The 24923-nt window shown below is 70.4% G+C and carries 15 protein-coding genes; 10 read left to right on the forward strand and 5 right to left on the reverse strand.

The window, feature by feature from the left end; all coding sequences use genetic code 11:
• Window positions 1-5 precede the first annotated feature (5 nt).
• The 9 genes from rplK to panB all read left to right on the forward strand — a co-directional run bounded on the left by rplK (window position 6) and on the right by panB (window position 15707).
• A complete protein-coding gene (gene rplK / locus WMF12_RS02100; protein ID WP_437743923.1) occupies window positions 6-449 on the forward strand; it encodes a 50S ribosomal protein L11 in 444 nt (147 codons plus the stop codon).
• A 145-nt stretch (window positions 450-594) separates the two neighbouring features.
• Window positions 595-1305, forward strand: coding sequence for a 50S ribosomal protein L1 (gene rplA, locus WMF12_RS02105; RefSeq protein WP_012233042.1), 711 nt, complete (start codon window positions 595-597; stop codon window positions 1303-1305).
• Window positions 1306-1308: 3 nt separating this feature from the next.
• Complete coding sequence (gene rplJ / locus WMF12_RS02110; RefSeq protein ID WP_012233043.1) at window positions 1309-1839, forward strand: 50S ribosomal protein L10; 531 nt, start codon at window positions 1309-1311, stop codon at window positions 1837-1839.
• Window positions 1840-1937: 98 nt separating this feature from the next.
• The gene (gene rplL / locus WMF12_RS02115) at window positions 1938-2324 is read left to right on the forward strand and encodes a 50S ribosomal protein L7/L12 (protein ID WP_437743924.1); all 387 of its coding nucleotides are present in this window, start codon (window positions 1938-1940) and stop codon (window positions 2322-2324) included.
• Between the two features lie 366 nt (window positions 2325-2690).
• Window positions 2691-6827 carry a DNA-directed RNA polymerase subunit beta gene (gene rpoB, locus WMF12_RS02120; RefSeq protein ID WP_437743925.1) on the forward strand — a complete coding sequence of 1379 codons (4137 nt, stop codon included), beginning with the start codon at window positions 2691-2693 and terminating at the stop codon, window positions 6825-6827.
• A gap of 141 nt (window positions 6828-6968) precedes the next feature.
• On the forward strand, window positions 6969-11252 hold the full coding sequence (gene rpoC / locus WMF12_RS02125; protein WP_012233046.1) for a DNA-directed RNA polymerase subunit beta': 4284 nt from the start codon (window positions 6969-6971) through the stop codon (window positions 11250-11252).
• A gap of 396 nt (window positions 11253-11648) precedes the next feature.
• Window positions 11649-13901, forward strand: coding sequence for an HD domain-containing phosphohydrolase (locus WMF12_RS02130; RefSeq protein ID WP_437861625.1), 2253 nt, complete (start codon window positions 11649-11651; stop codon window positions 13899-13901).
• A gap of 21 nt (window positions 13902-13922) precedes the next feature.
• A complete protein-coding gene (locus WMF12_RS02135; protein WP_437861628.1) occupies window positions 13923-14552 on the forward strand; it encodes a GNAT family N-acetyltransferase in 630 nt (209 codons plus the stop codon).
• 207 nt (window positions 14553-14759) lie between these two features.
• Window positions 14760-15707: a 3-methyl-2-oxobutanoate hydroxymethyltransferase gene (gene panB, locus WMF12_RS02140; protein WP_437861629.1), complete on the forward strand. Its 948-nt coding sequence runs from the start codon at window positions 14760-14762 to the stop codon at window positions 15705-15707.
• 107 nt (window positions 15708-15814) lie between these two features.
• Here panB and WMF12_RS02145 read toward each other — a convergent pair whose 3' ends face one another.
• Both WMF12_RS02145 and WMF12_RS02150 read right to left on the reverse strand, forming a co-directional pair.
• Window positions 15815-18019 carry a VWA domain-containing protein gene (locus WMF12_RS02145; protein ID WP_437861632.1) on the reverse strand — a complete coding sequence of 735 codons (2205 nt, stop codon included), beginning with the start codon at window positions 18017-18019 and terminating at the stop codon, window positions 15815-15817.
• Complete coding sequence (locus WMF12_RS02150) at window positions 18016-18975, reverse strand: DUF58 domain-containing protein (protein WP_437861633.1); 960 nt, start codon at window positions 18973-18975, stop codon at window positions 18016-18018. Before WMF12_RS02150 ends, WMF12_RS02145 begins: the two co-directional genes overlap by 4 nt.
• Window positions 18976-19264: 289 nt before the next feature.
• On the opposite strand from WMF12_RS02150, the gene ftsH reads away from it, so the two are divergent.
• Entirely contained in the window at window positions 19265-21124 is a 1860-nt protein-coding gene (ftsH, locus tag WMF12_RS02155; protein WP_437861636.1) for an ATP-dependent zinc metalloprotease FtsH, read from the forward strand.
• Between the two features lie 3 nt (window positions 21125-21127).
• Here the strand turns inward: ftsH and WMF12_RS02160 are convergent, their stop codons facing one another.
• The 3 genes from WMF12_RS02160 to WMF12_RS02170 form a co-directional block, all read right to left on the reverse strand.
• Entirely contained in the window at window positions 21128-22573 is a 1446-nt protein-coding gene (locus WMF12_RS02160; RefSeq protein WP_437861638.1) for an Ig-like domain-containing protein, read from the reverse strand.
• Between the two features lie 96 nt (window positions 22574-22669).
• A complete protein-coding gene (locus WMF12_RS02165) occupies window positions 22670-23926 on the reverse strand; it encodes a serine/threonine-protein kinase (protein ID WP_437861641.1) in 1257 nt (418 codons plus the stop codon).
• The gene (locus WMF12_RS02170; protein WP_437861644.1) at window positions 23923-24900 is read right to left on the reverse strand and encodes a LysM peptidoglycan-binding domain-containing protein; all 978 of its coding nucleotides are present in this window, start codon (window positions 24898-24900) and stop codon (window positions 23923-23925) included. The genes WMF12_RS02165 and WMF12_RS02170 overlap by 4 nt, the downstream gene beginning before the upstream one ends.
• Window positions 24901-24923 lie beyond the last annotated feature (23 nt).

Genomic DNA, 24923 nt, shown 5'->3' on the forward strand with positions numbered 1-24923 from the left:
TCATCATGGCGAAGAAAGTCACAGGGTACGTGAAGCTGCAGCTTCCGGCGGGCAAGGCCAACCCGTCGCCCCCCGTCGGTCCGGCGCTCGGCCAGCACGGCGTCAACATCATGGCGTTCTGCAAGGACTTCAACTCGCGGACGGCGACGCAGGGGGACATGATCATCCCGGTGGTGATCACGGTCTACTCGGACCGCTCGTTCACGTTCATCATGAAGACGCCGCCGGCCTCCGTGCTCCTCAAGAAGGCGGCGGGGCTCGAGACGAAGAAGAAGCCGGGCGCGGGCTCCAAGGAGCCCAACAAGGTCAAGGTGGGCAAGGTCACGCAGAAGCAGCTGAAGGAGCTTGCCCAGCTCAAGATGCAGGACATGAACACGACGAACCTCGAGTCCGCGATGCGCAGCATGGCGGGCACGGCGCGCTCGATGGGCATCGACGTCGTCGACTGAGGTGGTCGTGGCGCTCCCCGCCGTCGGGGATGCGCCCCGCCGCGCTGGGCGCCCCGAGAGCGGCGCCCAGCGGGCCAGAAGCAAGATTTACCACGGTAGTTTGAGGCGCACCGTGGGAGGCGAGAGCCGTTAAGAAGGAGGGCATGTGCCGAAAGTCGCCAAGAAGAAGGTCGCAGCGCGGGCAGTCGTCGACCGCGCTCGAAAGTACACATTGCAGGAGGCGTGCGCGCTCGTGAAACAAGCGGCGCCCGCCAAGTTCGACGAGACGGTGGACCTCGCGGTCCGGCTGGGTGTCAACCCGCGGCACGCAGACCAGATGGTCCGTGGCGCCGTCGTGCTCCCGCATGGGACGGGGCAGTCGCTTCGGGTCCTGGTGTTCGCCAAGGGCGAGAAAGCCAAGGAGGCCGAGGCGGCCGGCGCCGACTTCGTCGGCGAGGCGGATCTCGTGAACAAGGTCCAGGAAGGCTTCATGGACTTCGATCGCGTGATCGCCACGCCCGACATGATGGGTCTGGTGGGCAAGCTCGGCCGTATCCTCGGTCCGCGCGGCCTGATGCCGAACCCGAAGGTCGGGACCGTGACGTTCGACGTGAAGACGGCCGTCTCGGAGGCGAAGGCCGGCAAGGTGGAGTACCGTGTCGAGAAGGCGGGCATCGTGCACGCGCGGATCGGCAAGGTCTCCTTCGCGGAGAACGCGCTTCACGTGAACGCGGACGCGCTGATCCAGGCGCTCGTCCGGGCCAAGCCGGCGACGGCCAAGGGTATCTACCTCCGGAGCATCACGATGTCTTCGACGATGGGCCCCGGGGTTCGCATCGACCCGGTCCACTTCATCGGCAAGACGGAGGAGGCGTAGCCCATGGAACGGTCCCAGAAGGAAGTGCTGATCGGCTCCGTCCGGCAGAAGTTCGAGCGGATGTCTTCCGCGGTCTTCCTGGACTTCAAGGGGATGAACGTCGAGGCGGTCACCAAGCTTCGCGATGAGTTCCGGAAGTCCGGCGTGGAGTACCGGGTCGTGAAGAACACGCTCGTCCGCCACGCCATCAAGGAGCACCCCTGGGCGAAGACCCTCTCGAAGAGCCTGACCGGCATGACCGGCGTGGCTTGGAGCTACGAGGATCCGAGCGCGGCAGCCAAGGTCGTCAAGGCGTTCCGCAAGGACAACCAGAAGCTGCAGATCAAGGCGGGGCTCATCGAGGGGCAGATCCTCTCGGGGGACGCCGTCGAGACGCAGCTCGCGACGATGCCCGGCAAGGATGAGCTTCGTGCCACGCTGCTCGCGACGCTGCAGGCGCCGCTCCAGCAATTCGTGCAGCAGCTCAACGCGCCTCTCCAGAATTTCGCCTATCTCCTGAAGGCGAAGGAAGAGGAAGCGGGTAAGCAGGCCTGAGAGGGTGCTTTCGTATCAATTGGGCCTTGCGCCCGTCTGGTTTTGGTTTACATCGCCCCCTCCCCGGGGCGCGCAGAAGAGTTTGAAGGAGTCTTGCAATGGCTGAGATCACGCGCGAGCAGGTCGTCGATTACCTCTCCAACCTCCCTGTCATCCAGATCGCCGAGCTCATCAAGGACCTCGAGAACAAGTGGGGCGTCAAGGCTGCCCCCGCGGCCGTCGCCGTCGCGGCCGGCCCCGCGACCGCCGCTCCGGCCGAGAAGGCCCCGGAGCAGACCGAGTTCGACGTCATCCTCGCGAACGCGGGCAGCAACAAGATCGGCGTCATCAAGGCGATCCGCGAGATCACCGGTCTGGGCCTGAAGGAGGCGAAGGACCTGGTCGAGGCCGCGCCGAAGACCGTCAAGGAGCAGGTTTCCAAGGCGGACGCGGAGGAGATGAAGAAGAAGCTCGTCGAGGCAGGTGCTACCGTCGAGCTCAAGTAACGATCACCGCTCCCTGCAAGGGAAATCGGGATCCGCCGGCGGACGGCGGCAGGGGCGGTCGTCCCTGCCGCACGTCCCGCTTTTGTCTGATGAACGGGACCGCGTTTGCGGGCCCTCGCGCAACGCTGAAGAGGGCCGCGAGTACGGGTCCTCGGTCAATCCTGAAGAGGACCGCGGGTGCGGGTCCTCGGCCAACGTCGGAGCTCAATGGGTCGCCACGCGGTCCGCTCTGCCCCCACAACCAAGATGTTTTGGGTCCTCATTCCCTGGGGACGCTCGCTCGCCATTCGTGCGTAGCTTCGTGTTCGTTGCTCGGTTCGAGCCGTGCGCCCGCCCCGCACTGCTCGTGTGAGCCGGAGGAAATCGATGCCGTCGGTCGTCCAATCCAACTTCCGCGTCCGTAAGAACCTGGGTCGCGTTCGTCGCATCATCGACGTCCCCAACCTGATCGACATCCAGAAGTCGAGCTACGACAAATTCCTCCAGATGAGCGTTCCGCCGAACGAGCGGGAGGAGGTCGGGCTGCAGGCGGTGTTCCGCTCGGTCTTCCCGATCAAAGACTTCAACGGCACGAGCGAGCTCGTCTTCGTCTCGTACAACCTCGAGCCGCCGAAGTACGACGTCGATGAGTGCCGCCAGCGCGGTATGACCTACTCGGCGCCGATCAAGGTCACGAACCAGCTGATGATCTACGACACCCGCGACGGCGGGGAGCGGATCGTGCGCGACATCAAGGAGCAGGAGGTCTACTTCGGCGAGCTCCCGCTGATGACCGAGACGGGCACGTTCATCATCAACGGCACCGAGCGCGTCGTCGTCAGCCAGCTGCACCGCAGCCCCGGCGTCTTCTTCGATCACGACAAGGGCAAGACGCACTCGAGCGGCAAGCTGCTCTACTCCGCGCGCGTCATCCCGTACCGCGGCTCGTGGCTCGACTTCGAGTTCGACCCGAAGGACATCATCTATGTTCGCATCGATCGCCGGCGGAAGATGCACGCGACGGTGCTGCTGCGCGCGCTCGGGTACTCGACGCAGGACCTGCTGAACTACTTCTACTCGACCGAGACCGTTTACCTCGAGAAGGGTGGCAAGTACGCGAAGAGCATCGAGTACGATCTCCTGGCCGGTCAGCGGACGACGCGCGACATCAAGATCGGCAACGACGTCATCGTCAAGAAGAACACCAAGTTCACCCGCGCTGCCATCCGGAAGATGAAGGAGGCGAAGCTCGAGCGGCTCAGCCTCGAGCCGGAGGAGCTCGTCGGGAAGGTCGCGGCGCACGACATCGTCGACCCGGAGACCGGCGAGGTCGTGGTCGAGGTGAACGAGGAGCTCACCGAGGCGAAGCTCGAGCGGCTGCGCGACGCGAACATCGAGCAGTTCCGCATCCTCTTCATCGACGGCCTGAACGTCGGCTCGTACCTCCGCGACACGCTGCTCACCGACAAGGTGAAGACGATGGAGGACTCGATCCTGGAGATCTACCGGCGGCTGCGGCCGGGCGATCCGCCGACGCTCGAGACCGCCAAGACCCTGTTCCACAACCTGTTCTTCAACGCCGAGCGTTATGACCTCTCGAAGGTCGGCCGGCTGAAGCTGAACTACAAGTTCTACCGGGATGTCCCCGAGGACGAGCGGCCGGGGCTCGACCTCACGGTGCTCACGCCGCAGGACATCCTGGAGACCGTGCGTCACCTGATCGAGCTCAAGAACGGGCGCGGCTCGGTCGACGACATCGATCACCTCGGCAACCGCCGCGTGCGCGCGGTCGGCGAGCTGATGGAGAACCAGTACCGCATCGGCCTCGTCCGCATGGAGCGCGCGATCAAGGAGCGCATGAGCATGTCGCAGGAGATCGACACGCTCATGCCCCACGATCTGATCAACGCGAAGCCGGTCAGCGCGGTCGTGAAGGAGTACTTCGGGAGCTCCCAGCTCTCGCAGTTCATGGACCAGACCAACCCGCTCTCGGAGGTCACCCACAAGCGCCGCCTCTCGGCGCTCGGCCCGGGCGGCCTGACCCGCGAGCGCGCCGGGTTCGAGGTGCGCGACGTCCACGCGACCCACTACGGCCGTATCTGCCCGATCGAGACGCCGGAAGGGCCGAACATCGGCCTCATCGCGTCGCTGTCGACGTTCGCCCGCGTGAACGAGTTCGGGTTCGTCGAGACGCCGTACCGGAAGGTCGAGAACGGCCGGGTGACCGAGGACGTGATCTGGCTCTCGGCGCTCGAAGAAGAGGGCAAGTACATCGCGCAGGCGACCGTGAACCTCGATGAGGGTGGCCGCTTCAAGGAGTCGCTGGTCTCGGCCCGCTACAACGGCGAGTTCAAGATCGTCACGCCCGAGATGGTCGAGCTGATGGACGTCGCGCCGAACCAGATGGTGTCGGTCGCCGCCGCGCTCGTGCCCTTCCTCGAGCACGACGACGCGAACCGCGCGCTCATGGGCGCCAACATGCAGCGTCAGGCCGTGCCCCTCGTCGTGTCGCACGCGCCCCTCGTCGGCACCGGCATGGAGGAGCGGCTCGCCCGCGACTCCGGCGTCTGCGTCATCGCGCGGCGCCCCGGGGTCGTCGAGAGCGTCGACGCGACGCGCATCGTCGTCCGCGCCGAGGGCGAGGGCGCCGAGGTGCCCGATATCTACCACCTCATGAAGTTCCAGCGCTCGAACCAGTCGACCTGCTACACGCAGAAGCCGGTCGTCAGGACGGGCGAGGTGGTGAAGAAGGGCGACGTGCTCGCCGACGGCCCGTCGACCGACATGGGCGAGCTCGCGCTCGGCCAGAACGTGCTCGTCGCGTTCATGCCGTGGCAGGGCTACAACTTCGAGGACTCGATCCTGGTCTCCGAGCGCATCGCCAAGGACGACGTGTTCACCTCGATCCACATCGAGGAGTTCGAGTGCGTCGCCCGCGACACGAAGCTCGGCAAGGAGGAGATCACCCGCGACATCCCGAACGTCGGCGAGGAGGCGCTCAAGGACCTCGACGACTCCGGCATCGTGCGCATCGGGGCCGAGGTGCGGCCGGGCGACATCCTGGTCGGCAAGATCACGCCGAAGGGCGAGACCCAGCTCTCGCCCGAGGAGAAGCTGCTCCGGGCGATCTTCGGCGAGAAGGCCGGCGACGTCCGCGACAGCTCGCTCAAGGTGCCGCCCGGCGTCGGCGGGATCGTCATCAACGCCCGCGTGTTCTCGCGCAAGGGGACCGAGAAGGACGACCGCGCGCGGGACATCGAGGATCAGGAGCGGGCCAGGATCGAGCGGACGCGCGACGAGGAGATCAAGATCCTCCGCGACTCGTTCTTCCGCCGCATCCGCGAGCTCCTCCTCGGCAAGGAGGCGACAGGCAAGCTCGTCGACGACAAGGGCAAGGTGCTCTTCCAGAAGGGCGCCATCATCGACGAGCCCTCGCTCGCCGAGATCCCCCGCAAGTACTGGGGGGAGATCCCCGTCGACGACGCCGATCGGGTCCAGCAGATCCTGCGCGACCTCGAGGAGCTCGTCCGCACGCGCGAGGAGCACTTCCGCGACAAGATCGATCGCCTCTCCAAGGGCGACGAGCTGCCGCCGGGCGTCATCAAGATGGTGAAGGTCTATATCGCCATCAAGCGCAAGCTCCAGGTCGGCGACAAGATGGCAGGCCGCCACGGCAACAAGGGTGTCATCAGCCGCATCCTCCCCGAGGAGGACATGCCGTATCTGCAGGACGGCAGGCCGGTCGATCTCGTGCTGAATCCGCTCGGCGTGCCGAGCCGCATGAACGTCGGTCAGATCCTCGAGATCCACCTCGGGTGGGGCGCCTTCGAGCTCGGCAACCAGCTGCAGCGGATGATCGAGCAGCAGCGGGCGAGCGCCGAGATCAAGGAGCACCTGAAGGCCATCTATGCGGGCGACGAGACGATGAACGGCTTCTTCGACAACCTCGACGACGGCGACGTCAAGCGCTTCGTCAAGACGGTCGATGAGGGCGTGTTCATGGGATCGCCGGTGTTCGACGGCGCGCACGAGTCGGACATCAAGGGCGCCCTCGATCTCGCGGGTCTCCCGACCTCGGGCCAGGCGATCCTCTTCGATGGGCGCACGGGCGACGCGTTCGATCAGAACGTCACGGTGGGCATCATGTACATGCTGAAGCTCCACCACCTGGTCGACGACAAGATCCACGCTCGCTCGATCGGGCCCTACTCGCTCGTCACGCAGCAGCCCCTCGGCGGCAAGGCGCAGTTCGGCGGGCAGCGGCTCGGCGAGATGGAGGTCTGGGCGATGGAGGCCTACGGCGCGGCCTACGCGCTGCAGGAGTTCCTCACCGTGAAGAGCGACGACGTGATGGGCCGCACCCGGATGTACGAGGCCATCGTGAAGGGGGACTACACCCTGGAGGCGGGGCTGCCGGAGAGCTTCAACGTGCTCATCAAGGAGCTCCAGTCGCTGTGCCTCAACGTCGAGCTGGTCGAGACGAGCGCAGGGGTGGAGGCGTCGGCCGCGGAGGAAGAGGAGTGATGCAGTTCGTCACGTCACGAGCGCCGCGCGCCTTCTCGGTGACGGCAGGGGAGGCGCGCCGCGCGGGCGGCGCGCTCCCGAAGACTCGAGCAGTGGGCGCGGACAGGTTCATCGGTTTCGTTTCTGTCTCCGGAGGTCTCCATGCGTGACATCTTCAGCTTCTTCGAGAAGCCCAAGGACCCGCTGTCGTTCAGCGCCATCCGCATCTCGCTCGCGAGCCCGGAGAAGATCCGCGAGTGGTCGCACGGCGAGGTGAAGAAGCCGGAGACCATCAACTACCGGACGTTCAAGCCGGAGCGCGATGGTCTGTTCTGCGCCAAGATCTTCGGGCCTGTGAAGGACTACGAGTGCAACTGCGGCAAGTACAAGCGCATGAAGCACCGTGGCATCGTGTGCGAGAAGTGCGGCGTCGAGGTCATCCAGTCGAAGGTCCGGCGCGAGCGGCTCGGGCACATCTCGCTGGCCACGCCGGTCGCCCACATCTGGTTCCTGAAGAGCCTGCCGTCGCGCATCGGCAACATGCTCGACATCACGCTCAAGGACCTGGAGAAGGTGCTTTATTGCGAGGCGTACATCGTCATCGATCCCAAGGAGACTGGCCTCATGCGGGGCGATCTCCTGAGCGAGGAGCGGTATCTGCAGCTCCTCGACGAGTACGGTGACGACAAGTTCAGCGCCGGCATGGGCGGCGAGGCGATCCTCGAGATGCTCAAGCAGGTCGACGTCCACGGCCTGGCGGAGCTGCTCAGGACGGAGATGCGCGCCGCGACCAGCGAGGCCAAGCGGAAGAAGCTCGCGAAGCGGCTCAAGGTCGTCGAGGCGTTCCGCGAGAGCGGCAACCGGCCCGAGTGGATGATGCTGACCGTGATCCCGGTGCTCCCGCCGGATCTGCGCCCGCTCGTCCCCCTGGACGGCGGCCGCTTCGCGACCAGCGATCTCAACGATCTTTACCGCCGCGTCATCAACCGCAACAACCGCCTGAAGCGGCTCCTCGAGCTGAACGCGCCGGAGATCATCATCCGGAACGAGCGCCGGATGCTGCAGGAGGCGGTCGACGCGCTGTTCGACAACGGCCGCCGCGGCAAGACGATCACCGGCCCGAACAAGCGCCCGCTCAAGTCGCTCTCCGACATGCTGAAGGGCAAGCAGGGCCGGTTCCGCCAGAACCTGCTCGGCAAGCGCGTCGACTACTCGGGCCGCTCCGTCATCGTCGTGGGCCCGACGCTGCGCCTGCACCAGTGCGGCCTGCCCAAGAAGATGGCGCTCGAGCTCTTCAAGCCGTTCATCTACAACAAGCTGGAAGAGCGCGGCTACGTCAACACCATCAAGAGCGCCAAGAAGATGGTGGAGAAGGAGCGCCCGGAGGTCTGGGACATCCTCGAGGAGGTCATCAGCGAGCACCCGGTGCTCCTGAACCGCGCCCCGACGCTCCACCGCCTCGGCATCCAGGCGTTCGAGCCGGTCCTCATCGAGGGCAAGGCGATCCAGCTGCACCCGCTGGTCTGCGCGGCGTTCAACGCCGACTTCGACGGCGACCAGATGGCGGTCCACGTGCCGCTGTCGGTCGAGGCGCAGATGGAGGCGCGCGTGCTCATGATGAGCACGAACAACATCCTCTCGCCCGCGAGCGGCAAGCCGATCATCAACCCGACCCAGGACATCGTGCTCGGGCTCTACTACGCGACCCGCGAGCGGAAGTTCGAGAAGGGGTCGTACCGCGCGGACACCCTCGCCTTCGGCGAGGACGGCGTGGCGCAGGGCTACCTGCGCGGCATCTACGCCTCCCTCGAGGAGGTGCGGATGGCGTACGACAACGGCGAGGTCGCGCTGCACGCCGGCATCCGCGTCCGCGTCCCGATCATCGACGACGACGGCAACCCGCAGCTCGACGAGTTCGGCCACGTGAAGCGCCGCATCGTCGAGACCACGGTGGGCCGCGTCATCATCTCCGAGGTCCTCCCGAAGGGGGTCGCGTTCGAGTACGCGAACAAGACCCTCGACAAGAAGGCGCTCTCGGCGCTCATCGACGTCTGCTACCGCATCCACCGCAACAAGGAGACCGTCCTCCTCGCGGACCGGCTCCGCACGCTCGGCTTCGACCACGCGATGCGGGCCGGTATCTCGATCTGCATGGATCACATGGTGATCCCGCCGGCCAAGAAGGTCCTCCTCGGCGAGGCGCAGAAGGAGGTCGAGCGCGTCGTCGAGCAGTACCAGGAGGGGCTCATCACCGACGGCGAGCGGTACAACAAGATCGTCGATATCTGGGCGAGCATCGCCGACCAGGTCACGACCGAGATGATGGCCGGCATCGGCAAGGAGACGGTCGTCGACCACGAGACGGGCAAGGAGTCGATCGAGCCGAGCTTCAACCCCATCTACATCATGGCCGACTCCGGCGCGCGCGGCTCCACGCAGCAGATCCGGCAGCTGGCCGCGATGCGCGGCCTGATGGCCAAGCCGTCCGGCGAGATCATCGAGACGCCGATCACCGCGAACTTCCGCGAGGGTCTCAGCGTGCTCCAGTACTTCATCTCGACGCACGGCGCCCGGAAGGGGCTCGCCGACACGGCGCTCAAGACGGCGAACTCCGGGTACCTCACCCGGCGGCTCGTCGACGTGGCGCAGGACGCGGTCATCTCCGAGTTCGACTGCGGCACGCTCGACGGCATCCGCGTGGCGAAGCTCGAGGAGGCCGGCGAGGTCATCCAGCCGCTCGGCGACCGCATCCTCGGCCGCGTCGCGCTGGAGGACGTGGTCGACCCGCTCACCGGCGAGGTGCTCATCACGGCGAACACCGAGCTCGACGAGCAGGCGGTGCGGTCCATCGAGGACGCCGGCATCGAGGAGGTCGTCATCCGCTCGGTGCTCACGTGCCAGCTCCGCCGCGGGGTCTGCGCGCTGTGCTACGGGCGCGACCTCGCGCGCGGCTACCGGGTCAACATCGGCGAGGCGGTGGGCATCATCGCCGCCCAGTCGATCGGCGAGCCGGGCACGCAGCTCACGATGCGCACCTTCCACATCGGCGGCACCGCGGCCCGCGGCAAGATCGAGGCGAGCTACCTCGAGGCCCGCACCGAGGGCACCGTCCGCCTCCGCCGCGCGGTCGTCCAGAAGAAGAAGGACGGCACCATGGTGGTCATGAACCGCCACGGCGAGATCGTGGTCGTCGACGAGACGGGGCGCGAGCGCGAGCACAACCGCCTCGTCTACGGCGCCATCCTCAAGAAGGCCGACGGCGAGCGCACCAAGCCCGGCGAGCTGCTCGCCGAGTGGGACCAGTTCGCGACGCCAATCCTCACCGAGGTCTCCGGCGTGGTGAAGTTCGGCGACCTCATCGAGGGCGTCAGCGTGCAGGATCGCCTCGACGAGGTGACGGGCCTCTCGCGAAAGGTCGTCATCGAGTCGAAGGCGGCCGACGTCCGCCCGCGCATCTCGCTGAAGGACCCGGAGTCGGGCAAGACGCTGAAGCTCCCGAACAGCGAGCTCGAGGCGCGCTACCTGCTCCCTGTCGGCGCCCACATCGTCGCGCAGGAGGGGGATCTCATCGAGGCCGGCGAGGTCATCGCCAAGATCCCGCGCGACACGACGAAGGTGCAGGACATCACCGGCGGTCTGCCCCGCGTCGCCGAGCTGTTCGAGGCCCGAAAGCCGAAGGATCACGCGATCATCAGCGAGATCGACGGCGAGGTCACGTTCGGCAAGGACACGAAGGGCAAGCGGAAGGTCATCATCACGCCGTACTCGCCGGACGGGCACGCGCTCGGCGATCAGGCGCGCGAGTACCTGATCCCGAAGGGCAAGCACATCCAGGTGCAGCCGGGTGACCGGGTGCGCGCGGGCGACCCCCTCCAGGACGGCCCGCCGAACCCGCACGACATCCTCCGGGTGAAGGGCGAGAAGGAGCTCTCGGCCTGGCTCGTGAACGAGATCCAGCAGGTGTACCGGCTCCAGGGCGTCGGCATCAACGACAAGCACATCGAGGTCATCGTCCGGCAGATGCTCCGGCGGGTCCGGGTGCGCGAGGTCGGCGATACGAACTTCCTGGTGGACGAGCAGGTCGAGAAGCACATCTTCGAGAAGGAGAACGAGACCGTGCTCGAGCGCGGCGGCAAGCCCGCCATCGCCGAGGCGCTCCTCCTCGGCATCACCAAGGCCAGCCTGTCGACCGAGTCGTTCATCAGCGCCTCGTCGTTCCAGGAGACGACCAAGGTGCTCACCGAGGCCGCGATCAACGGCAAGACGGACGATCTCCGCGGTCTCAAGGAGAACGTCATCATGGGCCGCCTGATCCCCGCCGGGACGGGGCTGCCCGCCTACAAGCGCCTCCAGGTCGTGGTCGAGGGCGAGCCGGTGGCGCAAGCGCCGTACGTCGCCCCCAGGCCGCGTCCCGAGGAGACGCTCACGGCCGTGAACGAGGAGTAGCCGACCTGCAGGCGCGCCCAGGGCGGGATCCAACCCCGACCCCGGGCGCGCCGCCCATCTCCCGAAGCGCGCTCGCAGCGCTCGGGAGGCGTTTTGCCCGTCGCCCCAAGGTGACCAGCCTGGCGAGCCGCGCCGGACGTGGCGCGCGCGCCTACCCGGAGCCAGTCTTCACTTCCACGTCGCAGCGTATCGGGTCGAGCGGGCATCGCCAGCCAACCGGCGTCGGCTGGAATGCTCACGGGGCTCGCGCGCCGCGCCGAGCTCTGCTCTCATTCCTCGAGCGCACCCCATGGCTGCATACGCCGCGAGCGGCTGGCCAGCTCTCCCCGCGTGCTCCCGTTCCGCGAGGGTTCTTGGGCGCGCCACCTCCAATTTCTGGGTAGAATCAGGGTTTCGATGGCTTCCGTTCAAGGATTGAACCAGCGGATTGCCGATCGCCTCGTCCTCGAGGGGCGCATCACCCCGGACGATCACCGTCGTGCGGTGGAGTACGCGATGCGTACGCGCGGCCGTATCGAGGACGCCATCATCGAGCTCGACATCGTCAACGAGGCCGAGCTCCTGAAGTTCATCGCGACCGTCCACAACACCCGCTTCGTCTCGACCGAGAAGCTCTCGAAGGCGATCATCGAGCCCCGCGTGCTCGCCAAGGTCTCGGCGATCACCGCGACGTTGCACGGCGTCTTCCCGGTGCTGCTCGACGATCGGAACACGACGCTCTCGGTCGCGACGGCGGATCCCGACAACGACGTCGCGCTGCACGAGATCCGGCTCGCCGCGGGCGTGCGGGACGTACGCGCCATCGTCGCCAGGCCGGCGGCGGTCCGCGCGGCCATCGCGTACCACTACCGGGGCGACACGACCGCGTTCAGCTCGCTTCTGCGCCCGGTCAACTCGTTCGACGAGATCCTCTACACCAACAGCAATAGCCCCTTCGAGCGCGCGTCGATGACGCACGAGCGCGCATCGATCACGCACGAGCGCGCGTCGATGACGCACGTGCCGGCGGTGGTCCCGCAGCCGGCGCACGGGCAGACGATGCACGGGCAGACGATGCACGGGCTGCCGGCGCACGCGGCGCCCACGCAGGCGGCGCCGATGCACCCGCAGGCGATGCACGTGCAGCCGGCGCACGCGGCGCCCATGCAGGCGGCGCCGGTGCCTGCGCCGCTCGTCACGGCGCCGCAGGTGCCCGCGGTGATGCGGGCGCCCTCCGCGCCGCCCCGAGTGGCCCCGGCCGGGCCCCCGCCCACGCCGGTGCCCCCATCGCCGCCCCCCCAGCAGCACGTCGCTCCGGCGCCGATCTCCGCGCCGGTCGCCGCGGCGCCGCCGCCGCCGCCGCCGCATCCGACGACGACCCACGCGTACGTCGAGACGCTCAACGTCCTCGTGAGCCTGCTCGAGAACGCGCGGCAAGACCTTCGAGGCCACTCCTCCACGGTCGCCCGCATCGTCCGCAAGCTCTGCGAGCGCATCGGCCTGCCGCCGACGACGGTCGCGAGCTACGTGGCCTCGGCCTACCTGCACGACCTCGGCAAGAACGGCCCGTACCACCTCACCGCGCTCAACGTCGCTGAGTACGAGGGGCACCGGCTCGCCGCGACGAAGAGCGTCGATCTTCCGGCGCACCTCATGGAGTCGGTGGGGCTGCCGCAGGAGGTCGTCTCGGCGATCAGCATGATGTACGAGCGCTACGACGGCAGCGGCTTCCCCGATGGCCTGTCTGGCAAGGAGATCCCGCTCGGCGCGCGCATCCTCGCGGTCGCGGACACCTACGCCGATCTCACGCAGAACCCGCGCAACCCGTACCGCAAGGCGCTCCGCCCGCCGGAGGCCTGCGACGTGCTCGCCCAGTACCGCGCCACCATCTTCGATCCGAACATCGTCGATCTCTTCCGCCAGGTCATGACGGGCGACGACATGCGCGCGAAGCTGCTCTCCGATCGGCACCAGGCGCTCATCGTCGACCCCGATCCCGAGGAGACGACGGTGCTCGAGCTGCGCCTGCTCGAGCAGGGCTTCGAGGTCTCGATCGCGCGCAACGTGGCGCAGGCGCGCCGCGAGCTCGAGACGAAGGACATCGAGGTGGTCGTCAGCGAGATCGACCTCGAGGAGCCCGACGCCGGCCTCACGCTCCGCTCCGACGCGCTGAAGCTCGGCTTCGGCCGCGACAAGACGTGGGTCATCCTCACCGCGAAGACGGACCGGCAGACCGCCCAGCGCGCCTTCGATCTCGGCGTCGACGACTTCGTCTCGAAGCCGGCGTCGACCGACGTCATGGCCGCCAAGCTCCGCCAGCTCATCGAGCGGCGCTCCACGACCACCGTCCCCCGCGGCGTGTCCGGCTCGCTCGCCGAGATGGGCCTGCCGGACATGATCCAGATCCTCTGGCACGGCCGGAAGACGTGCGCGCTCAAGATCCAGGCGAACTCCATGGCCGGCGAGATCCACTTCGCCGATGGACAGGTCGTCCATGCGCTCTGGGCCGGCGCGCTGGGCGAGGACGCGTTCTACCGGATGCTCACGCTCCGGGAGGGCGACTTCCGCCTCGACCCGAGCTTCTCGCCCAGCACCCGCAGCATCACCGCGTCACCCGAGGCGCTGCTCCTCGAAGGGATGCGACGCCTCGATGAAGGGACCCTGTCCTAGGCGCGTCGCGCTGGAGACCCCTTGAAGAGCCCCGTCTGCATCGAGACCCCGCGGCTGCGCCTCTTCATCCCTCCCGTCGAGTTCGCTGGCCGCTACCTCGCCTATTTCGAGCGCAACCGCGACCACCTGGCGCGGTGGGATCCGCCGCGCCCCGAGGGCTTCTACACCGAGGCGTTCTGGCGTGAGCGCCTCCTCCGCGACCACGAGGACTTCGCCGCGGATCGCGCGCTCCGGCTCGCGCTGCAGTCGCGCGGCGCCCCCGGCGGCGATGTGATCGGGGTCTGCAACTTCACGCAGTTCGTCCGCGGCGCCTTCCAGGCCGCGACCCTCGGCTACTCGCTCGACCAGCGCGCCGTGGGCTCGGGCCTGATGTTCGAGGCGATCGAGGCGGCGATCGCGTACATGTTCGACACGCTCGGCTTCCACCGGGTGATGGCGAACTACCTGCCGCACAACGAGCGCAGCGGCCGGCTGCTCCGGCGCCTCGGCTTCGCCGTCGAGGGGTATGCGCGCGATTACCTGTTCATCGATGGTGCGTGGCGCGATCACGTCCTGACCGCGCTGACCAACCCGAGGTCCGCGCCTCCGGGCGGCTCGCGAACGACGGGGGCAGCGCACCCCGTCCGCGGCGCCGGCCCCCGCCACGGTTGATCCGGCCGCTCCTGGGATCGCGCCGCCGCGCGGCGTCCTGGCCGCACGCCCCTGCCGGCCGGCGACCGGCCGGCAACCAGGCGAGAACGCTGAAGATTGCGGCTTACCGGCCCGCGACCGCCGCGCGCCGCGTCTTGCCCCGCAGCGGGCGCCGCCCTAGCTTGTCCCGAGGCGTGGACCGCGAGTGCGGCCGCGACCCGGAGGCACATGTACGGTCCGCAAGGCAACGGTGGCGGTAGCGCACGCAGGCCAGCGCAGCGCTCGACGAAGGTCACGGTCCCGGAGATCCGCTCCCGCAAAGGGGCCTCGCCGATCGCGATGGTGACGGCGTACGACTTCACGATGGCGCGGCTGCTCGACGAGGGCGGCGCCGATCTGCTGCTCGTCGGCGACTCGCTGGGGATGGTCGTGCAGGGGCACACGACGACGCTCCCCGTGACGGTCGAGGAGATCTGTTACCACGGGCGCGCGGTGGCGCGCGGCGCGCGGCGGGCCCACGTCGTGGGCGACATGCCGTTCATGAGCTTCCAGCTCTCTCCGATGCACGCGCTCGAGAACGCCGGGCGCATGATGAAGGAGGGCAGCTTCGAGAGCATCAAGCTCGAGGGAGGCGAGGAGATCGCCGAGCACGTGCGCCGGATCGTCGCCGCGGGCATCCCGGTGATGGGTCACCTCGGGCTCACGCCGCAGTCGGTGCACGCGATGGGTGGGTTCAAGGTGCAGGGCAAGGGCGACGAGGCGGCCGAGCGCCTCATCGCCGACGCGCGCATCCTCGACGAGGCGGGCGCCTACGCGATCGTGCTCGAGGCCATCCCGCCGGATCTCGCGCAGGAGGTGACGGCCGCGGTCTCCGTCCCGACGATCGGGATCGGCGCCGGGGCCGGCTGCGACGGGCAGGTGCTCGTCTGTTACGACCTGCTCGGGATGTTCCGCGAGCTGACGCCGAAGTTCGCGAAGCGCTTCGCCGAGGTCGGCGATCAGATCGTGGAGGCGACGCGCGCCTACGTGGACGAGGTGCAGTCGCGCACGTTCCCCGCTGCAGAGCACAGCTTCAAGCCGAACGGGCCTCGCCGGGCCGCCAGCGTGCCCGCCGCGCCGGCCAAGACCGAGTTCGCGCCGGCGGACGAGATCCCCCCGCACTGGCAGACGCACTGAGCGCGGTAACGCGGCGCGGTGCGGTCGGCTGACTCGATTCGACGCCGGCTGCTCCGCGCCGGCAGGCGCGCGCTCCGCGCGGGCAAGCGCCCCGGAGGGGACCGGCCTCAGCTCGCCTGGCCTTCTGCCGGCTCCTGCCGCCCTCCGATGGCGCGCAGCAAGAGCTCGACCGCGAGCAACAGGAGCAGCAGGAGCGCGACGTAGGGCGACCCGTCGATGGATGCGGCCATGCCGCCCAGCTCTGCCGCTCGGGCGCTCTCGGCGACGCGCCTCGGGCGGAGGTCGATCTCGCGCTCCGGGACCGACACGACGCGCGTCGAGCGCTCGCCGTCCAGGGTGAGCTCGTAGAGGCCGGCGAGCGGCGGAGACACGCGCAGGCGCCGCTCGACCTCGGCGACGGGGAGCGCCTCGCGTGACTGCGAGGCGCCGTCGCGGTCGACCCGCACGCGCTCGACCTTGACGTCGTGGTAGCCGTCGAACGTCCACAGCTCGCCCGCGGCGAGGCGCCGCGCGCCGCCGCGGGCGCGCGCAGCGCCGACGAAGCCGTCGAGCAACGACAGGAACGCGGGCCGCAGCGCGACGTCGCTCTCCTCCGTGCCGAGGGGCAGCGTCATGAACAGCACCACGCCGCGCCCGAGCGGGCGGCGCACGAGGAACGGGGCGCCGTCCGCCCACCGGGCGAGCACCTCGGCGCCCTCCGAGGCCTCCGCGCCCAGCGTCGCCCGGCCGCGCGGGGCGACGTCGGCGAGGCCGGGCGCGGACGGGCCGAGCCAGCCCGCCGTCGCCGGATCCACGCCGGGCACCGGCGAGGCCGACCAGCGGACGACGCCCGGGACCAGCGGCTCGAACCCGGCGCCGAGCGGCGCCGCGGCCGCGCGCTGGCCGAGCGTCAGCAGCGCGACGCCGCCCCGCTCGACCCACGCGGCGAGCGAGCGGCGCACCTCCGGCGTGAAGCCGGGCGCGTCGTCGACGATGAGCCCCGCGTGCGCGGCCAGCTCGTCCGCGTGCTCCGGGACCGAGGGCAGCGGCCTGATCTGCGCGTCCAGGTCGAGCGCCGAGAGGGCCTGCTCGAGCGGCGGCGGGCCGCCCGTCTCGACGTGCGTGGTCGCGGGGTCGACCACGACCGCGATCGAGAGCGGGCCGCCGGCGGAGATGATCGGGGCGCGGTCGTCCTCGGCGATCGCGTCGCCGCCGGTGAGCGCGGCGACCAGGATCTCGGGCGCCGCGGCCGGGAGGTCGATCGAGAGCTCCTCGGCGCGCAGGGCCGGATCGAGCGCGACCTTGCCGAGCACGGCGTCGCCGGCGCGCACCTCGAGGGATCGCCCCGCCGCGGCGGAGGCGCCCGTCGCCGAGGCGCCTGCGGCGGCGCCCGCGGCGGGCGGCGCGTCCGCGCCGCCGTCTCGCTGCGCGACGGCGATGTCGGGCCCGCGCGCCGCGGTCGACGCGGCGGTGCAGACGACGCGGACGCGCGCCTTCTGGCCGGATCGATCGGCGCGCACGATCCCGCAGTCCTGGCCCGTCGCCTCGAGCTCCTGGAGCGGCACCCACGTGGCGATGTCGGGGGTGCCCGAGATGGGCGGGGCGTTGGGCGTGCCGTCCGCGAGGTCGCTGAGGAGCACGATGCGTTTGTCGCTCTGAGGCAGCCCACGGAGCAGATCGCGGGCGAGCGCGAGGGCGCCGTCGATGTCGGTGGCGCGGTCCGACGGCGCCGCCGCGGCGAGCGCCTCGCTGACGGCGGCGAGGTTGGTGGTCGACGCGAGGGCGACGCGGGCCGGGGCGCCCGCGAGGACGAGCGCCGCGGCGTCGCCGGGAGCGAGGCCGCCGGCGAGCTCGCGCGCGGCCGTGAGCGCGCGCTCGAACCGCGAGGGCGCATGCGAGGAATCGCGCGAGGAAGCGTGCGAGGAATCGTGCGAGGAATCGTGCGAGGAATCGTGCGAGGAATCGTCGATCGACCGCCCCTCGCGCGCGGCGCCCTCGGCGCCGTCCGTGCGCGCCCGCATGCTGAGCGAGTCGTCGACGACGATGGCGAGCGCGACCGACGCGCCGGCCCTGCGGCTGAGCGACAGGTGCGAGCAGCGCAGGAGCGGCGTCGCGCCGAGCACCGCGAGCGCGATCACCGAGACGGCCCGGGTGGCGAAGAGGGCGCGGTCCTCGAGGAGGCTCCGGCGCCGCGCCGTCGGCGGCGTGGGCGGGACCAGGCGCGCCGGCGGGAACGGCCGCTCCTCGGCGCGGCGACGGCGCAGGAGGTGCGCGGCGACCGGCGCGCCGACGAGCAGCGCGACCAGCAGCGCGCCGAGCGTGACGAAGCTCATCGGCGCACCTCGGCGATCGCCTGCACGAGCGAGCGGACGACGTCGGTCGGAGGATCGGCGCTCGTCGCGCGGAGCAGGCGGCCGCCGCGCGACGCGAGCGCCCGCGACCAGGCCTCGGCCAGGGCGGCGAGGCGCGCCTGGTACTGCGCGCGGACCGCGCCCGCGTCGGCCTCCACGACCGCGCCGCCCTCCAGGGCGCGGAGGCGCACGTTGCCCTCGAAGTCGAGCGTCGCCTCGCTGGGATCGAGGACCTGGAGCGCGATCAGCGTGCGGCCGCCGGTGCTCAGCGACGTGAACGCCGAGAGCGCGCGATCGGCGCCCGACGGGGCCGCGCCGGATTCATGAGCAAGATCGATGAGATCTGAGATGAGGAGGACGACGGCGCCGCGGCGGGCCTTCTTCGCGATGGGCGCGAGCGCGCGCTCGACGGCGCCGGCGTCGCCGCTCCAGTCCTGGGCGGCGGAGGTGGCCTCGAGGGCGCCGACGATCCGCTCGAACGCCTCGCGCCCCGCCATCGCGGGCAGGCCGTGGGTGCCGGCGCCGCCGAGCCAGGCGAGCCCCACCGGGTCGCCGGTGGCGAGCGCGATGCGGGCCATGGCCGCGGCGATGAGCGCCGCGTAGGCCAGCTTGGCGCCGGGCGCGCGCCGGCCGCGGTAGGACATCGAGGCGGTCGCGTCGACGCACAGCCACAGGGCGCGATCGGTCTCGGTCTCGAACTCGCGCACCATGAGGCGATCGTGGCGGAGCAGGGCGCGGCGATCGAAGAAGCGGAGATCGTCGCCGGGCACATAGGGCCGCTGACCGCCGAACTCGACCCCCGCGCCCTTGCGGACGCTCCGGTGCATGCCGGCGTAGACGCCCTCGGCGACGGCGCGCGACTTGAGGCGGAGCGGGGCGAGCCCGCCCCAGTCGATGGGGAACGCTGCGAGCGAGGCGCGGTCGGAGGCGAGCGGCACGGTGTCGCTTCTTAGCCTGGATCCACCGGGCGATCACCTCGCGGCAGCGGCGCGTCGGCGCTGCGGGTGGACGCGCGGCTGCCGTGCGTCGGCGCTGTCGGTGGACGCGCGGCTGCCGTGCGTCGGCGCTGTCGGTGGACGCGCGGCTGCCGTGCGTCGGCGGCGCGCCGAGCCGCGCTCGGGGACGCTCCTGGGCTCCCTCCCTCGCGCGGCTTTCTCGTGGGCTTTCCCGTTCTTCCGGGGGCGAGGGCTTGCCGAGGCGACGCCCGCCGCACATCAGCTCCTTGGAATGGCTGACGAGAAGAGGCCGGCGTCGCGTGCGTGGCTCGGGTACCTGCTGATCGCGGTCGGGATCCTGGTCCTTTCCGGGATCGTCAGGTCACGAGGGCGCCCGCTCGTGCCGTACGACGAGGCGGTCGCCGAGGTGCGGCGCGGGGAGATCTCCGCGGCGATCGTGAAGCCCGACGAGATCGAGCTGATCCGCCGCGAGAGCCCGCAACGACCGGAGGAGCGCGTCCGCGTGACGCGGCTGCCCGGCGTCGAGGACGAGCCGCTCGTGAGGGCGCTTCTCGACCAGCAGGTCCGCATCGAGGCGAAGAGCCCCCAGACGTCGGTGTGGATGCAGGTGGCGATCTGGGTGTTGCCGCTCCTCCTCATCAACGCGGCGTTCTTCATGATGCTGCGGCGGGCGGGGCAGGGGGCCGGCGGGCCGCTCGGGTTCCTGCGCAGCAAGGCGAAGATCTACGATCGATCCAGGCAGGATCCGGTGCGCTTCCCGGACGTCGCCGGCGTCGATGAGGCCAAGGACGAGCTCGTCGAGGTCGTCGACTTCCTCAAGGAGCCCTCGAGGTACCGCTCGCTGGGCGGGCGGATCCCGCGCGGCCTCCTGCTCATCGGGCCGCCAGGCACCGGCAAGACGCTGCTCGCGCGGGCGGTGGCGGGCGAGGCGAACGTGCCGTTCTTCTCGCTGAACGCGAGCGAGTTCGTCGAGATGTTCGTGGGGCTCGGGGCTGCGCGGGTCCGCGAGCTCTTCGAGGAGGCGCGCAAGAGCGCGCCCAGCATCGTGTTCATCGACGAGATCGACGCCGTGGGCAGGACCCGGGGCGGCCTCGGCGCCCTCGCGACCCACGACGAGCGAGAGCAGACGCTCCACCAGCTCCTCGCCGAGCTCGACGGCTTCGACGCGCGCACCACCGTGATCCTGATGGCCGCCACCAACCGCCCCGAGGTGCTCGATCCGGCGCTCCTGCGGCCCGGGCGCTTCGACCGCCAGGTCATCGTCGATCGGCCCGATCTGCGGGGCCGCGAGGCGATCCTCGCCGTCCACGCGCGGCGGGTGCCGCTCGCGAGCGACGTCGATCTCGGGCTCGTGGCGCGCCGCACGCCGGGCATGGTCGGCGCCGATCTCGCGAAGATCGTCAACGAGGCCGCGCTGGCCGGGGCGCGGCGCGGCGCGAGCGAGATCGGACAGGCCGATTTCGACGAGGCGCTCGATCGCTCGCAGCTCGGGCTCCGGCGCCGCGGGCAGATCATGACCGCGGAGGAGCGGCGGCGCGTGGCTTACCACGAGGCCGGGCACGCCCTCGTCGCGCTCGCGCTGCCGGCCGCCGATCCGGTGGAGCGGGTGTCCATCGTAGCCCGCACGATCGGCGCGCTCGGCGTCACGATCCAGGTGCCCCGCGACGAGCGCCAGCTGGTCACCGAGCAGGAGATCGAGTCGCGCGTCACGGTGATGCTCGGCGGCAGGGCGGCGGAGGAGCTCGCGCTGGGGCAGGTGTCGAGCGGCGCGCACGACGATCTCGGGCGCGCCACGGCGCTCGTCCGCGAGATGGTGACCCGCCTCGGGATGAGCCGGCGCCTCGGGCTGGCCGCGCTCGCGCGCACCGTCGGAGCGCCGATGCTCGGCGTGCTCCAGGAGGAGCGCACGTGCAGCGAGGAGACCGCCCGCGAGGTCGACGAGGAGGTGAGGGAGCGGCTCGGCGAGATGTACCTGAAGGCCAAGCAGCTGCTCGTCGATCGCCGCGAGGGCCTCGAGGCGGTCGCGGAGGCGCTCGTGCTCAAGGAGACGCTGCGCGGCGAGGAGCTGGAGGAGGTCGCGGCCGTGTCGACGCGGCGGAAGATCGCCGTGGGCCCGCCGAGCGCGGCGTGAGCCTCAGGCCGCGCGCCGCCGGCGCCTGAGGCCGCCCGCGAGCGCGGCGAGCGACAGGCCGGCGGCCGCCCACGCCCGGCCGCCGGCGCTCCCGCGCGGCGCGCCCCCGGCCGCGCGACAGGCGCAGCCGCCGTCCTCCTCCGCGAGCTCGCCGCCGCCTGCCGGGGCCTCCGGCTCGCTGACGCCGATCCCTCGCACCGCGATCATCTGCACGGGTCGGTCGGGGTCGTTGGACTCGACGAGGACGGTCGCCGCGAGCTCGCCGCTGGACTTCGGCGCGAAGCGGATCGCGAAGTCGATCTCCGTTTCTGGGTCGATCCCGAGCGCCGCGTCCGCGAGCTCGAAGCTCTCCGGGTCGTCGGTCGTCACGACGGCATCGAGCAGCGCCTCCCCCGCGTTCGACAGCCGGACGAGCTCCACGTTGGCTTGCCCCACCTCCACGGCGCCGAAATCGATCTCCTGCTTGTCCAGCGCGAGGTCCGGGAGCGGCACATGGACGCGCTCGCTCTCGAAGACCCATTCCCGCTCGGTGAGCGGAAAGGCGAGCGGGATGTCGGCGAGCGGGATCGACCACGAGCGGCCCAGCAGGCTGACGCCGAACGCGGGGACGAGGTGGAGCGTGCCGTCGTACCGCACCGAGCCCTCCGGACGAACGTTGAGCTCGACCGACGGGCCTCCCAGGTAGTCCACGGAGGAGGCTCCGCCTTCGGAGGTGATGTCGCCTCCGCTCACCGTCTCCTGATCGAGCGTCTCGATGGCCACGCGATGGGTCGTGTAGCGGGCCGCGACGTCCATCGCGATGTCGAGCTCGAACCTCCCGTCGATTCCGGGGATCGAGCCGCCGATGAGGTCGCCGAGCGATACGGACGCAACGCGCTGCAGCGCGGTGGAGCTCTCCAGCGTGATGCCCGGCTCCCAGCCCCAGGCGTCGAACTGCTCTCGCGCGTGCACCTGGAAATCGATCTGGGGCACATAGGGGATATCACCCGTCCAGTCGAAGTCCTGGCCCAGGACGGAAACGCTGATGCGTCCCTGTGCGCTGACATCGAGTCCAACATCGCAGCTGAACGCGCCTCCATCCGGGGCGCCTGGCGCCTTGAGCGCGAGCGCCTCTGGCCACGACGCCTCGAGCGCTCCGTTCAACGAGACCTGGGTGTCGGCGTAGACCGCCGCCCCGAGGCTGACTTGGAGCGGTGAGCCCGGCGGGACCCAGCCTGTATCGAAGTCGAGCTCGAGCGGGATGGCGTCTTTGCGCTGAAACGTGAGCGGTCCCCGCGCGCACTGGAGCGGGTCGTCCGTGCACGGCACGGCGAGCGAGTCATAGGCCGAAGCGGCCGCGGGGGCGAGGAGGGCGAGCGCGGCGGCGACGCAGGGGAGAGCGCGCCGCCGCCGGGGCCGAGCAGAGCGGAAGGCCGCGAGGGCAGCGCCGCCGGACAGCAAGGAACGCATGAGAACGATTACCACGATCCTCGCGCTCCACGCCATAGCCGCAGCCCCCCCGATGGCGGCGCGCCAGGCACGTCCCAGCTGCGTTCCTGCGGCGTCCTAGCGCGCCCCGAACAGCGTGCCGACCACGATGCCGGCGGCCGCGCAGAGAATGGCCACCACGGTCCAGAGGATGAGCTCACGCGATGTGCCGCCCGCCGGCGGCGCAGGGCCAGCGGGCGTCTCGCGGACCACCGCGGCCGTGCGTTCCGGCAGCGCCCTCCTCACCGCGCTCGCCACCGCGCTCTCCGGACGCGTGCCCGGATGGCCGACGTGGCCAACATGGCCGACGCCCGGGGCGGAAGCACCGTCCTGGAGGGGCGCGGCGTAATCCAGGCCGGTCCGCTCGAGCGCGAGATCGGTGATCGAGACGGCGTCCGCGAGGCTCGCGGGGGTGTGGTGCACGACGCGCCGTTCTTCTCGGCAGGCGCGCAGGGCGTCGGCGAATGCCCTGGCGCTCGGGTGCCGCTCGGAAGGGCTCTTGGCGAGGGCCCTCAGGATGACGGCCTCCAGGCCGGCCGAGATGAGCCCGGAGCGCTCGCTGGCGCGCGGCGGCAGCGGCTGCTCGGCGATCTGCGCCGTCATCACGGCGATGGGCGTCCGCTTGCTGAACGGCACGGCGCCGACCGCCATTTCGTAGAGGATGCAGCCGAGCGCGTAGATGTCGCTGCGCGGGTCGACGTCCTCCCCGCGCACCTGCTCCGGCGCCATGTACTCCGGCGTCCCGAAGATCATGTCCTTCTCGGTGAGCCCGGTCGTCTGCTGCTCGCCGTGCACCACCTTGGCGAGCCCGAAATCGACCACGCGGACGCGGCCCGCGAAGGGTGACGGCGCGGCGCCCGCGTGCCCGTGCGGGCGCTCGATGAGCACGTTGGCCGGCTTGAGATCGCGGTGCACCACGCCCGCCGCGTGCGCGGTCTCCAGCGCGGCGCAGATCTGCAGGGCGATCTCGATCGCCAGGTCGATCTCGATCGGCGCGTGGTCCCGCAGGAGCTCCTCGAGCGAGCTGCCGTCGATGTGCTCCAGCGCGATCACGAGGAGCCCGCCCTCCTCGACGAAGTCGAGCATCCGGACGACGTGAGGGCCCTCGACGCGCTCCAGGATGGCGGCCTCCCGGTGATAGCGCCTGAAGATCTGGGGCGTGCCCGAGAGGTGCCTGTGGATCACCTTCAGCGCGACGCGCTGGCCGTCCTCGTCGCGGGTGGCGCGGTAGACGACGCCGGAGGCCCCCTCGCCGATGACGGACTCGACGGTGTACCGCGACGCGACGCCGTGCCCGGCGGGCAGGCGATCGGGCGCGGGCTGCTGCGAGGTCACCGCCCACCGCCCGCGTCCGCGGGGATCGGCGGCGCGGGGTCCGGCGAAGGCGCCCTGAGGTGCAGCTCCGTCGACGAGGTGCAGGCGCGCACGATCTTCGGGCTGAGCTCGATGGGATCGAGCCGCGCGGCGGGGTCAGCCTCGCGCCACGCGGCGCACGCGGTCTCGGCGAGCCCGGTGGCGTCGAGCGCGACGTAGGCCTCGAGCAGGTGCCGCTGCACCGTGGCGATCTGCACCCGGGCGAGATCGCCGTAGCCGAGCAGGCGGCTCGCCCGCGCCACGGCGTCGATGTAGCGGCCGCTCCGCACGTCGCCGGCGAGCTGCGGCAGCTCGGCGTCGACCCGGCGCTGGGCGTCGCGCGCGCGGCCGGCCCCCTCGGAGCGCACCAGCGCGCCGGAGCTCGCGGCCTCGGCCTTGCCCTGGGCCGTGAGCGGCAGATCCGTGAGCGGGACGAGGATCACCATGCCGCGGCGCAGCGGGTCCTGCTTGAGGTGGTTGTACTTGTCGAGCATCCACGCGTGGTCCCGCTTGCCCAGGAAGCGATAGGCGATGGTGAGCAAGGTGTCGTGCTGGCCGACGACGTACCGCAGGTTGTACGGCACGATGATCTCCTGCCCGTCGGTCGGCTCGAGCCAGGGCCACGTGTCGTTCGAGAGCGCGAGGACGTCGCTCCGGTCGGCGGTGCCGAGCAGCCGCTCCGCGAGGATCGCCCAGGTCTCGCCCGCGGTGACGCGGTGGTGGCCCAGCGCGGGCACCTCCAGCCGCAGGCCGGGCATGATCGGCACGCCGGCGCCCGCGTCGAGCGCGTTGGCGGCGACGAGCACCTGCTCCATCTGCACGCGCCCGTAGGTGCGCTCCGCGATCTGCGCGAGCGTCTCGCCCTCGCGGACGACGTGCGGGAACGCCGCCGCGGCGCTGCCGACCAGCGTCGTCGCCGCGAGGGCGCCCACGGACAACCAAGCTCGCCGTGACATCACGCCGCCGAGGGTACCAGGGG

The organism is Sorangium sp. So ce363, from assembly GCF_051520435.1.
Lineage (GTDB): Bacteria > Myxococcota_A > Polyangia > Polyangiales > Polyangiaceae > Sorangium > Sorangium cellulosum_B.